This is a genomic window from Kitasatospora sp. NPDC048296 (assembly GCF_043201815.1).
GTDB lineage: Bacteria > Actinomycetota > Actinomycetes > Streptomycetales > Streptomycetaceae > Kitasatospora.
This window is the reverse complement of the sequence record NZ_JBICZB010000007.1, coordinates 159,540-171,738: the sequence shown is the minus strand read 5'-3', so window position 1 is coordinate 171,738 and position 12,199 is coordinate 159,540. Positions and strand designations below refer to the sequence as shown.

The following is a 12,199-nucleotide window of genomic DNA, read 5'->3' as shown; positions in this document are numbered from 1 at the left end:
GGTACCTCACCCCACTCGAAACCCGAGCCAGACTGCAGCGCGACTTCACCCCCGCAGCGTAAGCAACCGCTGTCCAAGATCAGGGGGGAACTTCATGACCTCGGCCTTGGACACTTCGCGGTCCTCTCGGACGGGACGAAGACCGACAGTCCACGCTTCCTGCGGCGTGCCGAGAAGAAGCTCAAGCGCGCCCAGCAGGCCCTCTCACGCAAGGCCAAGGGCAGCAAGAACCACGAGAAGGCCCGTCACAAGGTCGCTCGCGCCCACGCGAGCGTGGCCGATGCCCGGCGCGAGTTCCACCACCAGCTCTCCACCCGGCTGATGTGCGAAAACCAAGCCATCGCGGTGGAGGATCTGGCAGTGAAGGGACTCGGCCGTACCAGGCTGGCCAAGTCGGTGCACGACGCCGGATGGTCGGCGTTCGTAAGCATGCTGGAGTACAAGGCCACGAAGTTCGGCCGGACCCTGATCCGGATCGGCCGGTTCGAGCCGACCTCTCAGGTGTGCTCCCACTGCGGAGTCAAGGACGGTCCCAAGCCCCTGCATGTCCGCGTGTGGCAGTGCCAGGCGTGCGGCGTATGGCTGGACCGGGACATCAACGCCGCCGTCAATATTGCCAAGGCCGCCGGACTGGCGGTGACAGCCTGTCGAGCGCAGGTAAGACGGGGACCTGTCCCCGCACAGCGCGAAGAAGCAGGAACCCACCGAGACGGTCGGACGACCGTGGTAGGAATCCCCGGGTTTTAGCTCGGGGAGCGGAAGTCAATCCAGGGTGTCCGGCTCGTCGGTGAGGCCGAGGCGCAGGTGCTCGATGTGGTAGACGGCTTGGTCGAGGAGGGCGGCCACGTGGTTGTCGTAGAGCGCGTAGACGACCGAGCGCCCTTGGCGCTGCCCGACCACCAGGCCGAGGTTGCGCAGCAGTCGCAGCTGGTGGGAGCAGGCGGACTGCTCCATGCCGACCTCGGCGGCCAGTTCGGTGGCGGCGCAGGGCCCCTCGCGCAGCCGGGAGAGGATCAGCAGCCGGGACGGGGTGGCCAGGGCCTGCAGGGTGGTGGCCACCCGGGCGGCGCTGGTGGCGTCCAGGCGCGTGTGCGGGACGGCGGTGGCGGGGGCGGCTCCATGACCCATGCAGGCAATACTACAACTCATGCATGAAGAAGCGTTCATATGTTCATGTATGGTGGATGGGTCGTTGGCCCCACCCCGCCCTGAAGGGTCCCGCTTGCCATGTCCTCCTCCGCGCTGACCGAGCGCCCCGCGCCCCCGGCCGCACCACCGCGCCCCGACACCGCCCCCAGGCGGCGCACCCGGGTGCTGTCGCTGCCCGAGGCCCGCTGGGCCGCCGTGGCGACGGTGCTGTTCCTGATCGCGCTGCCGCTGCAACTGACCGGCGCGCCCGCCTGGGCGTGGGGCCCGCTGTACGCCCTCGCGTACGCGACCGGCGGCTGGGAGCCGGCCTGGGCCGGACTCCGGGCGCTGAAGGAGAAGACCCTCGACGTCGACCTGCTGATGATCGTGGCCGCGCTCGGCGCGGCCGCCGTCGGCCAGGTCATGGACGGCGCGCTGCTGATCGTCATCTTCGCCACCTCCGGCGCGCTGGAGGCCCTGGCCACCGCCCGTACCGCCGACTCGGTGCGCGGACTGCTCGACCTCGCGCCCGCCACCGCGACCCGGCTGCTGGACGACGGCACCGAGGAGAGCGTCCCGACCGGGGAGTTGACCGTCGGTGACACGATCCTGATCCGGCCCGGCGAGCGGATCGGTGCCGACGGCCGGGTGCTGGACGGCGCGAGCGAGGTCGACCAGGCCACCATCACCGGCGAGCCGCTGCCCGTCGCCAAGGAGGTCGGCGACGAGGTCTTCGCCGGCACCCTGAACGGCACCGGCGCCCTGCGGGTGAAGGTCGAACGGGACGCCTCGGACTCGGTGATTGCCCGGATCGTCGCCATGGTCGAGGAGGCCTCCGAGACCAAGGCGACGACCCAGCTGTTCATCGAGAAGGTCGAGCAGCGCTACTCGATCGGCATGGTCATCGCCACCCTGGCCGTCTTCGCCGTGCCGCTCGCCTTCGGCGCGGCCCTCACCGGCTCGCTGCTGCGGGCGATGACCTTCATGATCGTCGCCTCGCCGTGCGCCGTGGTGCTGGCGACCATGCCGCCGCTGCTGTCCGCCATCGCCAACGCCGGACGGCACGGCGTGCTGGTCAAGTCCGCCGTGGTGATGGAACGGCTCGGCCAGGTCGACGCCGTCGCCCTGGACAAGACCGGCACCCTGACCGAGGGCACCCCCCGCATCACGGACACCCGCCCGCTGCCCGGCTCCGGCCTCACCGAGGACGAGCTGCTCGCCCTGGCCGCGGCCGCCGAGCACCCCAGCGAGCACCCGCTCGCCCGCGCCGTCGTCGAGGCCGCCCGGGCCCGCGGGCTCGCCCTGGCCGTGGCGGAGGACTTCAACTCCGTCCCCGGTGTCGGGGTGAGCGCCACGGTCGAGGGCCGGGTGGTCACGGTCGGCGCGCCGGAGCGGGTTCATGGGGGCACCTCCCGGCCGGAGGCTGGGGGAGGGCGCGAGGGCGCCGCCTCGGAGATCGCCGCCGAGCTGGAGGAGCGCGGCCGCACCGCCGTCCTGGTGGAGGTGGACGGCGTCCCGGTCGGCGTGCTCGGGATCGCCGACCGGCTGCGCCCCGACGCCGCCGCGACGGTGGCCGCGCTGACCGGCCTCACCGGCCGTACGCCCGTGCTGCTCACCGGAGACAACCCGCGCGCCGCCGCGGCCGTCGCCGCCGAGGTCGGCATCGGGGAGGTCCGGGCCGGACTGCTGCCGCAGGGCAAGGTCGCCGCCGTCAAGGAGCGGGAGGCGGACGGTCGCCGGGTGCTGGTCGTCGGCGACGGCGTCAACGACGCGCCCGCCCTAGCCGCCGCCCACATCGGCGTCGCGATGGGCCGGGCCGGCTCCGACCTGGCGCTGGAGACCGCCGACGCCGTCATCGTGCGCGACGAACTCGCCACCGTCCCGGCCGTGGTGGCCCTCTCCCGGCGGGCCCGCTCCTTCGTGGTGCAGAACCTGGTGATCGCCTCGCTGTTCATCACCGCCCTGGTGGTCTGGGACCTCGTCGCCACCCTCCCGCTGCCGCTGGGCGTGCTCGGCCACGAGGGCTCGACCGTCATCGTCGGCCTCAACGGCCTACGGCTGCTGCGCGAGGCGGCGTGGACCAAGGCCCGGGGTCAGGGCCTCCCCCCGACGCACGATCCTCTGTAACTGCCGGCTCTCTTGATCGGTCAGCCGGGGACCCGGACCGGCTCCGCCACCAGGTCTCCCCGCGCCGAATCGGATGTCGTCACGGCCGACAGGCTCAGGCATCACCGTCGCCGACCCTGCGAACCTTGTCGGTCACAGCGCTGGGAGAGTCGGCTTAATCGGGGGGAGACTGCCGAGCCCGCTCGGCCCGACCCCCTCGGGCCGGGCGGGCTCGGCGGGGTCATGCGACCAGTAGGGGTCGTCGACCGTCGCGCACTCCGCCTTGATGGACTCCGGTGGCCCCTGCGTGAATCCGCCTGAGCCGTTGGGCTCGGTGGAGTCGGCGACATCGACCATGGAGACATGCAGCTCGGCACAGCCGTCCGCGCCCATCAGGAACTGGAGGTGCTGCTGCGAATCCTTCACCTCCAGCAGCCGCTGCTCACGTCGAACCACGTACCCCTTCGCGGTCCAGAGTTTCTGCACCTCGTCGAGCCGCTCATTCTGCTTCCCCGGCCCGATCCGGACCCGGCCCCATTGCTCGGCCAGCAGTTCCGCGCGGCCGGTCTTCTTGCATCCCTGGGTACCGCAGAACCCAGTGGTGTCGGCCAGGCTGTAGTACCTCGCTTCGGTCCACTGGAGTCCCGGGTGGAAGGCCCCCGCGACGTCGGCGAGCTCGGCCTCGATCCGGTGCTGTGCCTGGTCGACCGGCACGGTGGGTTCCTCGGGCTCCGGCCAGGCGTACCAGCCGATCAGGAGCGCCAGCAGTACCGCCGGCACTGTCACGCGCCATACTGCGGCCCTCACCTCGGGTCCTCCCTGGTGATCGTGTTCCCGTGGCCGCTCACGATCTTCCCGATGTTGGGGAGCGAGTCGCCGCCCTTGTCGTGCTTCCCGAAGTAGTTGTCGTGGGAGTCGGTCACTGAACCGTCAGCCACCGAGAAGCGCTGCGCGCCGAAGCCCTGGCTCGCCGGGTCCGTGCCGTGCCACAACCCGTCGGGATTCGTGATCGCCTCGTACGCAGCCCAACCGGGAACGAACATCCCGGGCGCGGGCGCCATCGCGACGGGGTCGTACTTGGCCGTGCCGACGTACACGTGATCCGCACCGATCCCGAGCTGCGATGCCTTGTCCACCCCGACACCCGGGCTGCCGACCAGGACGATGTCGTCGACGGGCAGGCCACCGGGCTGCTGGGTCGCTTTCCCGACCACCAGGGAGCCGTAGCTGTGCCCCTGCGCGGTCATGTGTGCCGGCGCGCCCTCGTGGGTGGCCCGGAGTCCGTGGAGGAACTTGTTGTACGCGGCCCCGCCCTCCTCCGCCCGGTCCTGCATGAGCACCGAGGAGCCGGTGCCCTCCAGCTGTGGGGCGTCGTACCCCAGCCAGAACACGGACGCGACGCTCGGGGGCACGTCACCGTTGGCCGTCGCAGCGGTCGTGGCTGACTGGTAGATGCGCTTTGCCGTGGAGGCGTCACCCGCTCCGACGCCTGCCAGAGTGCTGTTCAGCCCGGGCACCAACGACGAGACGTTCTTGGCCTTGTCCGGGTCGCCCCAGGACAGGATCGCGCGGCCCTGCCCCTGATCGCCGATGCCCAGCAACAGCAGCGGCGGGTCGGAGTTCGGCCCGCCACCGTCGTCGAATTTGCCGTCGAGCCGCTTCTGAATGTTCTGGAAGCCGGCGAGCTTCTCCTTGAGGGCGTCGTGCTTGCGCTTCCACTCCGTGTAGTCGGGGTTCTCCACTGGCCCGCCGTTGGTCTCGGCGACGCTCAGCATCTTCTTCGGCTCGGGGCCGAGGTTGTCGAGTTGGCGCTGGTAGTCCTGGATCAGGTTCTTCAGGTTGGTCTTGTTGGCGTCGTTGCGGGCGGCGGCGGGGATGCCGTCGAGGTTGCCGATCTGGTCGGGGTGGTTGAGGATCATCCGGTGCTGCTGGTCGTCGGTCAGGCTGTTCCACCAGGCCTTGACGCTGTTCGGGTCGGTGCCGGCGGCGGGGGCCTGCAGGAGCGCGTTCGCGGCGTCGGTGTCGGTCTTCGCGGTGGCGGAGTCGAGGCCGGTGCCGTTGCTCGCGTTGGTGGCCAGGTGGGCGAGTCGGGCGTTGATGGTCTGGTCGGCGTGGTCGGCCTCGTTGAGCGCCGCGGTGATCCGGGCCTGGATCTGCTGGGCCTGTGAATCGGCGTCGTTGCCGGCGAAGTTCGGGGAGTTGGGGTCCTTGTCCCAGGTGATCCCGTCGTCGGCGACGGTCAGCTTGTGGGTCTTGGCGTCGTCGAGGGCGCTGATCAGGTGCGACTGGGCGGCGGCGAAGCCGTCGTAGGCGTCCTGCAGGGCGCGGCTGACCAGGCCGATCTCCTGCTGGGCGGCCTTGAGTTCGTTCTCCAGGTTCTGCATCCGGGTGTTGGCGTGGTCGGCGGCGGTCCCGGTCCACTGCGAGGTGTTCAGCCGGTTGACGACCTCGGTCTGCCAGTTCTCGACGTGCTGGCCGAAGGCGGTGGCCAGGGTGTCGAAGGCGTTCTTCGCGGTGGTGATGCCGATGATGTCGGCGTCGTGGAGGGTCTTGATGTCCATCGGCTACTCGCTCGCCTTCGCGCTGCGGGGCGCCACCGGGCCGGCGACGAAGTTCGTGTCGAAGGGGTCCGGCGCCGACCCGTTCGAGACGGGCGCGTTCGGGTTCCGCATGCTGTTGTGGGCGTTCTGTTCGGCCGTTCGGTAGTAGGTGGCCGTCGTGCCGAGCTTGGTGCCGACGTCGCTCATGTCGCTGCCGAGCTTGTCCAGCAGGGTCTTCCAGTTGGTGCTGCAGTTGGTGATCGCGCCGGCGGTGAGCCAGCCCTTCAGGCCGCCGGCGGCCTGGTTGCACGGGTCGGTGAGCTTCGCCGTCTCGCCCGGTATGAGACCGCCTATGTGCTGGGCGCTCTGTCCGCAGCCGTCCAGTTCGGCCGGTTTGACCTTGAACTCCAAGCCCGCGTCAGGATCTGCCATGTTTCGTCCCCCGTCAGATCCGGACCGACCGGTTGCCAGGTCGGTCCGTAATGATCAAAAACTGACGACGCATATTAGCGGATCATTAATACGCATCCTGATGAACAGGGACCAGATGGACACGGGGGCAGCCGCACCTCCGGAAGGTGTGGCCCCGAACTGATTCGGCTCAGGCCGGCGGGGTCGGTCGGGCTGGACGCAGGGGGAGGCGAAGCCGATCCGCAGCGTCCGCTGGGGCGTTCCCAGGTCGGGGGACGTCCTCCCTCACAGTGGCGTGAGGATGTCCTGGTGCGCCCCGTCGAGGACGAAGCCGTTGTCCAGCCGGACCCGGACGGTCACCCGGCTGCCCCGCTCCTGATGCTCGGCCCACTCCGGTTCCAGCGCGGCGATCTGCCCCTCCAGCCGCTCCCGGCTCGCTTCCGGCATGGTGTGCCCGTAGTCCTCGAACAGCGCTTTGAGTCGCTGGTACTCGCGGACCTCCTCGCTCTCCGGGAGCTCCCCGTCCACGCGCTCGACGGTGCCCTCGATCCCGGCTCCCAGCGAGAGGAACCCGACGGTCGCCCCGGTTTCCCCGGCGACGGCCTCACCGATCCCGAGGTCCTCCGCCAGCCTGACGCGCCGGCCTTCCTCCAGGGTCATCCGCCCTCCGCCTCTCAGTCGCTCGGTGCCGCAGGCGCAGTCGGCCTGCGGCACCGGCCATTATCCGCCGGGTGCGTCGGCAACCTCTCAGGTGCAGTGCGCCGCGGCCGGGATCAGTTGCGCACCAGGAGCCAGGCGCCCAGGCCGCCGCAGTAGGAGCCGTTGTAGGTGGTGGTGTGGTAGCCGGCCGGAACGGGGGTGTACGGGCAGATCCACAGGTAGGGCCTGGCCCGCTGCATGAACCAGGAGCCGATGCCGCCGCAGCCGGGGACCTGGTGGTTGGTGTTGATGTACCCGGGCGGGATCGGTGAGCCCGCGCAGGTCCAGATCCCGTCCCGGACCAGCTGCATGTACCAGGTGTCGATGTTGGCGCAGCCCATCCCGTTACCGGCGTGTTGGGTGAGCACGTAGCCGGGCGGGATCGGTGAGGTGCCGCAGGTCCACAGGCCGTCCTGGGGCAGCCGCATGTACCAGGAGTCGTAACCGTCGCAGCCGTTGGGTGTGTGGCCGGAGAGCACGTACCCGGCGGGGATCGGTGAGGTGGCGCAGGTCCAGATGCCGTTCCGCACGGGCTGCTGGAACCACATGCCGGCTCCGTTGCAGCCGTTGTTCGTGTGGTTGGTGAGGACGTAGCCCGGGGTGACGGGCGCCCCCCGGCAGTTCCATCCGGCCCCCGCCGCGGCGACGGAGGGAGCCGATGCGGAAGTGCGGGCGGGCGCTGCGCCGGCGGTGCCGGCGGCGGCGCCGGTGAGGACGGCCGCGATCAGCGCGACCACCCCCGCCACGGCGGCGAGCCGGCTCCGGAGAGCCGCGATCGACGAACGGTCCAGTGGTCGGTGATGCCTTCGGTTCACTGCACACCAGTCCAATCGGCAGGTCCGTACGGCACCGTGCGACGGCCGGGCGGCGCCGGATTCGGTGGAGCTGGTGTGACCCTAGCGGGGGTTGGAACGATCCACGAGACGCGGCATGGCCACCTCATGAACCTGGCCGGAATCCTCCGCGATGTGCCGCCAATTCGGCTTCCCCATAGGCTGGTTCGCGTCCGGCGGGCCGCCGGCGGCGCGGTCAGCCGAGGGCGGCGGGGCGGTGGGGGCGCGGCCAGGTGGGGTGGTGCTGGTCGATGACGTAGTGGTGGCCGTGCTGCCAGGCGCCGGTGGGGGTGGGGTGGGCGCCGGCGAGGTGGGGGTGGCCCGCGGGGAGGTCGGTGTGGAGGTGGCTGAGGGCGTCCGGGTCGCGGCTGGGCCACAGGGTGGTGGCGACGACGGCGGCGGCCAGGGCGACCGCGCCCAGGACCACGGCGGTGGTGGGCAGCCCGACGCCCGCCGCGAGCCAGCCGGCCAGCGGGTAGGTGAGCAGCCAGCAGCCGTGGGAGAGCGAGAACTGGGCAGCGAAGGCGGCGGGCAGGTCGGGGCCGGCGGCCGAGCGGCGGATGACCCGGCCGCCGGGCGTCAGGACAGCGGAGCTGCCGGCACCGACCAGGGCCCAGGCGGCGAGCAGGGCGAGCCAACTGCCCGTCCCGGCCGGGGCGGCGGTGACGGCGGTGACGGCGAGGAGCACGCAGGGCAGGGCGAAGGCGGCGGGCAGCATCACGGACCGGTCGCTGACCCGCGCCAGCAGCCGGGGCAGCAGCAGCGCCGTGAGCATCGAGCCGACGCCGTACGCACCGAGGGCGAGGGAGACGGCCCCGGCCGGGCGGTGGAAGTGGTCGCGGACGACGTTGACGGTGTTGACGTAGACGATCGCGCCCGCCGCCGCGACCGCGAGGTCCAGCGCCAGCAGCGCCCGCAGCCGGGGGGTGGCCCAGAACAGCCGGGAGCCGAAGGCGGCCTTGCGGTAGATCCCGCCGGGGCGGTCGACCGGCGTCGGCTTGGGCAGGACGGCGGAGGCGACCAGGGCGGCGGAGGCGAGGAAGCCGGCCGTCGTCCCGGTGAACAGCCAGTTGTACGAGACCACCGAGAGCAGCAGCGCGGCGAGGGCCGGGCTGAACAGTGACTCCAGGTCGTAGGCGAGCCGGGACAGCGAGAGCGCCCGGGTGTAGTCGCGTTCGGCGGGCAGCACGTCCGGGATGGTGGCCTGGAAGGTCGGGGTGAAGGCGGCGGAGGCGGCCTGCAGCAGGAAGATCAGGACGTAGACCTGCCACACCTGGTCGACGAACGGCAGGGTGAGCGCGACCCCGGCCCGGGTGAGGTCCATCGTGACCATCAGGGCCCGCCGGGGTATCCGCCCGGCGAGTGCTCCGGCGATCGGCGCGACGGTCACGTACGCGACCATCTTGATCCCCAGCGCGGTGCCGAGCACCGCCGGGGCGTCGCTCCCGGCGATCGAGTACGCCAGCAGCGACAGCGCCACGGTGGCCAGGCCGGTGCCGACCAGGGCGACGACCTGGGCGGTGAACAGGTGGCGATAGGTGCGGTTGCGCAGCACGCTCAGCATGGGTCCCGTCCCGGGGGCGGCGGCGGTGGGGGGTGACGGGTCCATCATAGTTAATGCGTGCATACGTGTGCACCTATTGGTCGCAGGGCTCCACGGCCGGGGAGCCGCCCGGGCTCAGTCGTGCGGCGGCAGGTGCCCGATCTGGTGGTCGGCGACGTTCAGGGCCTCGTCCACCAGCCGCCGCAGGTGCCCGTGGCGCAGCGAGTAGACGACCCGCCGTCCGTCCTTGCGGGTGGCGACCAGCCCGGCCAGCCGCAGCTTCGCCAGGTGCTGGCTCACCGACGGCCGCGCGGCCCCGGTCGCCTCGGTCAGCGTGGTCACGTCCGCCTCGCCCCGCCCGAGCCGCTCCAGCAGCGCGAGCCTGGTCCGGTCGGCCAGCAGCGCGAGGACGGACGCGGCGACGTCCAGCCGCGCCTCGGCCCGCTGCTGCGAGCGGTGTGCATCTGCCAGATTCGCGCCGGTGCTCATCCGGCCATCGTAGGCCCCGGCCGCGTGCACGCGTGCGTACCTGACGGCCGACGCCTGCGGCGCCAGTAGGCCACGGTGACGGCCGCCGGCAGCGGGCCCCAGTGCGGCCGGGACGACGCCGCCGCGCCGGGCCGGTCGGTGTGCCTCGGCCGGGAGAAGGAGTCGCCTCCCCTCGGCGGGGGAGGCGACTCGTCCGCCGGACCGTCAGGCCGTCAGTCCGCTGTCTGCTCGGTCGACTGAGCGTTGTCGGCGGGTCGCTCCTCGGCGGGGGCGGCGGCGGGGGCCGGGGCGGGCTCCAGGTTGCCCATCCGGGGGAGGGCGAACAGCGCGGCGAGGATCAGGGCGCCGCTGATCACCAGCGGGGTGCGGACGTTGACGGCGGAGCCGATCCAGCCGCTGAGGCCCGCGCCGATCAGCATGCCGATCCGGGTGAGCATCAGGTAGCAGCTGTTGACCCGGCCGAGCAGTTCCTTCGGCACGATCTGCTGGCGCAGCGAGATCGCCTGGACGTTCCACGTCACCACGCCGAAGTTGCCGACCGCGAACAGCGCCGCGACCAGGAACACCGAGGGGCTCAGGCCCATCAGCAGCAGCGCGGAGCCCATCAGCACGAAGGAGAGGGCGATCCGGGCCCGGCGGCCCATCCGCTGGCTGAGCCGGCCGGCCAGGGTGCTGGCGGCCGTGCCGCCTATCACGCCGGAGGCGAGGACGACGCCGTAGGCCCAGGTCGGCGCGGACAGGGTGCGGGTGACCAACAGCGCCAGCATGGTGATGCCGAGCGCGGAGGCGCCGCCGGCCAGCGCGGAGAGGGTGGCGACCAGGCGCAGCTGCTTGTGCTGGTAGAGCCAGCGGACGCCCTCGCGGATGTCGGCGACCATCGGGCGGCCGGTCTGCGTCCGGGGGGCGGTGGAGCGGCCGGTGAGGAAGACCAGGCCGGCGGCGGCCGCGAAGGACAGACCGTCCACCGTGAAGGGGTACCCGGCGGCGAGGGCGAAGAGGGTGGTGCCCACCAGCGGGCCGGCCATCCGGCCGACCAGCAGACCGCCCTGCAGCCGGCCGTTGGCGGCGTCGAGCTGATCGGGCCGGACCACGTCCGGGATGGCCGAGGTGGCGGCGTTGACGAAGACCGTCTCCCCGCACCCGAGGACGAAGGCGAGCGCGGCGAGCGCGGCCAGCGGCGGGGTGGCGACGAAGACCCAGGTCGCGAAGCCGAGCACGATGACGGCGCGTCCGATGTCGATCGTCCACATCAGCCGGCGGCGGTCGAAGCGGTCGGCGATGACGCCGCCGAACAGGGCCATCAGCAGCCAGGGCAGCGAACCGGATACCGCGACCAGGGAGACGGCCTTCGGCGAGTCCGAGACCGTCAGTGCGAGCAGTGGCAGCGATGAGTCCCGCATGCCGTCGCCCACCGCTGAGATCGAGGAGGCCGACCACAGCATGGCGAATTTCCGGCCCAGTTGGGGCCTGCTGCGCTGAGGGGGTGCCGCTAGGCTGGCTGAGGTCACCGACGCAGTATGGCATGACCGCTACAGATTTGGCCGCCCCTTCACGGAGCATTCCCAGCCGGTCCGTCAGAGTCCGGAAACGCCCTTGACAAGGGTGGTCAGCCCACCGGCCAGGGCCAGCCCCAGCACCACGACCCGGGCCCGGTGTTCGGGCACCCGCGCGGCCAGCAGTCGGCCGACCACCGCACCGCCGGCGAGTGCGACGGCCACCAGCCCCCAGGCCGGCGCACTCAGTGCGGGCAGGCCCTTGGTCGCCAGCGAGAAGGCGTTCACCACGACACCGTACAACTGGGCGTTGGGCACGAACTCCCGCGCCGTCCAACCCGAGTTGACGGCATAGAGGGACATCGCCGGGCCGCCCACCCCGGCGGCCGAGTTCATGAACCCGCTGGTGGCGCCCGCGACCAGGGCCCCGCCGACCCCGCGCAGCGCGGCGGCCCGCACGCCCCGGATCACCAGCAGCGAGGCCGCGCTGACCAGCAGTCCGATGCCGATCAGCAGCTCCGGCGTCGGCACCTTCGCCGCCACCCAGGCCCCGGCCGGGACGGTGCAGACGGCGGCGACCAGCAGCGGCAGCATCGCCGTCGGCCGGACCTGCCGCCAACTCCCGGCCAGCCCGACCGCGCTGATCGTCCCGGCGGCGAAGTTGGCCAGCGTCACCCCGCCGTTCGGGCCGAGCATCAGCACCAGGACGGGCGCCGCGACCAGGGCGAAACCGATGCCCGCCAGCCGCTGGACGGAGGCGCCCACCAGGACGACCAGGCCCAGCACCAGTTCGCCGACCCAGCCGCCCATCAGTGCCGGCCGCCGGCGGCGGGCGAGGACGGCGCCACCAGGACGGCGGTACGCGCGGGGCGGTTCAATCGGGCTCCTCGGTCGGCAGTCGGTCCTCGGTCGGCGGTCGGTCCTCGGTCGGCGGTCGGTCGGCGGTCGGTCGGCACC

12 protein-coding genes are annotated in these 12,199 nt (G+C 71.9%); 2 read left to right on the top strand and 10 right to left on the bottom strand.

The genetic code is table 11. The features are described from left to right. Window positions 1-747 (top strand): RNA-guided endonuclease TnpB family protein (locus ACGF12_RS07815; RefSeq protein WP_393026996.1); only part of this gene is annotated, 747 nt, incomplete at its 5' end. A gap of 15 nt (window positions 748-762) precedes the next feature. Here the strand turns inward: ACGF12_RS07815 and ACGF12_RS07810 are convergent. Next, complete coding sequence (locus tag ACGF12_RS07810; protein ID WP_393026994.1) at window positions 763-1,128, bottom strand: ArsR/SmtB family transcription factor; 366 nt, start codon at window positions 1,126-1,128, stop codon at window positions 763-765. 99 nt (window positions 1,129-1,227) lie between these two features. On the opposite strand from ACGF12_RS07810, the gene ACGF12_RS07805 reads away from it, so the two are divergent. Continuing rightward, a complete protein-coding gene (locus tag ACGF12_RS07805; RefSeq protein WP_393026992.1) occupies window positions 1,228-3,255 on the top strand; it encodes a heavy metal translocating P-type ATPase in 2,028 nt (675 codons plus the stop codon). A 132-nt stretch (window positions 3,256-3,387) separates the two neighbouring features. On the opposite strand, the gene ACGF12_RS07800 is transcribed toward ACGF12_RS07805, so the two are convergent. The 9 genes from ACGF12_RS07800 to ACGF12_RS07760 all read right to left on the bottom strand — a co-directional run bounded on the left by ACGF12_RS07800 (window position 3,388) and on the right by ACGF12_RS07760 (window position 12,052). Beyond that, entirely contained in the window at window positions 3,388-4,041 is a 654-nt protein-coding gene (locus ACGF12_RS07800; RefSeq protein WP_393026990.1) for a hypothetical protein, read from the bottom strand. Then, a complete protein-coding gene (locus ACGF12_RS07795) occupies window positions 4,038-5,795 on the bottom strand; it encodes an alpha/beta hydrolase (protein ID WP_393026988.1) in 1,758 nt (585 codons plus the stop codon). Before ACGF12_RS07795 ends, ACGF12_RS07800 begins: the two co-directional genes overlap by 4 nt. Before the next feature lie 3 nt (window positions 5,796-5,798). Continuing rightward, on the bottom strand, window positions 5,799-6,206 hold the full coding sequence (locus ACGF12_RS07790; protein ID WP_393026986.1) for a hypothetical protein: 408 nt from the start codon (window positions 6,204-6,206) through the stop codon (window positions 5,799-5,801). 264 nt (window positions 6,207-6,470) lie between these two features. Next, the gene (locus tag ACGF12_RS07785; protein ID WP_393026984.1) at window positions 6,471-6,845 is read right to left on the bottom strand and encodes a hypothetical protein; all 375 of its coding nucleotides are present in this window, start codon (window positions 6,843-6,845) and stop codon (window positions 6,471-6,473) included. Window positions 6,846-6,958: 113 nt separating this feature from the next. After that, window positions 6,959-7,699 (bottom strand): hypothetical protein, encoded by a 741-nt coding sequence (locus ACGF12_RS07780; protein ID WP_393026982.1) that lies wholly within the window; start codon window positions 7,697-7,699, stop codon window positions 6,959-6,961. A gap of 214 nt (window positions 7,700-7,913) precedes the next feature. After that, complete coding sequence (locus tag ACGF12_RS07775) at window positions 7,914-9,281, bottom strand: MFS transporter (RefSeq protein WP_393026980.1); 1,368 nt, start codon at window positions 9,279-9,281, stop codon at window positions 7,914-7,916. Between the two features lie 114 nt (window positions 9,282-9,395). Beyond that, window positions 9,396-9,749, bottom strand: a complete 354-nt coding sequence (locus tag ACGF12_RS07770; RefSeq protein ID WP_393026978.1) for an ArsR/SmtB family transcription factor — start codon at window positions 9,747-9,749, stop codon at window positions 9,396-9,398. 212 nt (window positions 9,750-9,961) lie between these two features. Next, window positions 9,962-11,191 carry an MFS transporter gene (locus ACGF12_RS07765; RefSeq protein ID WP_393026976.1) on the bottom strand — a complete coding sequence of 410 codons (1,230 nt, stop codon included), beginning with the start codon at window positions 11,189-11,191 and terminating at the stop codon, window positions 9,962-9,964. Window positions 11,192-11,323: 132 nt separating this feature from the next. Beyond that, window positions 11,324-12,052: a TSUP family transporter gene (locus ACGF12_RS07760; RefSeq protein WP_393026974.1), complete on the bottom strand. Its 729-nt coding sequence runs from the start codon at window positions 12,050-12,052 to the stop codon at window positions 11,324-11,326. Window positions 12,053-12,199 lie beyond the last annotated feature (147 nt).

Coding starts and splice junctions, on each gene's coding strand:
- ACGF12_RS07810 (WP_393026994.1), bottom strand. CDS start 1,128: ATGGGTCATGGAGCCGCCCCCGCCACCGCCGTCCCGCACACGCGCCTG.
- ACGF12_RS07805 (WP_393026992.1), top strand. CDS start 1,228: ATGTCCTCCTCCGCGCTGACCGAGCGCCCCGCGCCCCCGGCCGCACCA.
- ACGF12_RS07795 (WP_393026988.1), bottom strand. CDS start 5,795: ATGGACATCAAGACCCTCCACGACGCCGACATCATCGGCATCACCACC.
- ACGF12_RS07790 (WP_393026986.1), bottom strand. CDS start 6,206: ATGGCAGATCCTGACGCGGGCTTGGAGTTCAAGGTCAAACCGGCCGAA.
- ACGF12_RS07785 (WP_393026984.1), bottom strand. CDS start 6,845: ATGACCCTGGAGGAAGGCCGGCGCGTCAGGCTGGCGGAGGACCTCGGG.
- ACGF12_RS07775 (WP_393026980.1), bottom strand. CDS start 9,281: ATGCTGAGCGTGCTGCGCAACCGCACCTATCGCCACCTGTTCACCGCC.
- ACGF12_RS07770 (WP_393026978.1), bottom strand. CDS start 9,749: ATGAGCACCGGCGCGAATCTGGCAGATGCACACCGCTCGCAGCAGCGG.
- ACGF12_RS07765 (WP_393026976.1), bottom strand. CDS start 11,191: ATGCTGTGGTCGGCCTCCTCGATCTCAGCGGTGGGCGACGGCATGCGG.
- ACGF12_RS07760 (WP_393026974.1), bottom strand. CDS start 12,052: ATGGGCGGCTGGGTCGGCGAACTGGTGCTGGGCCTGGTCGTCCTGGTG.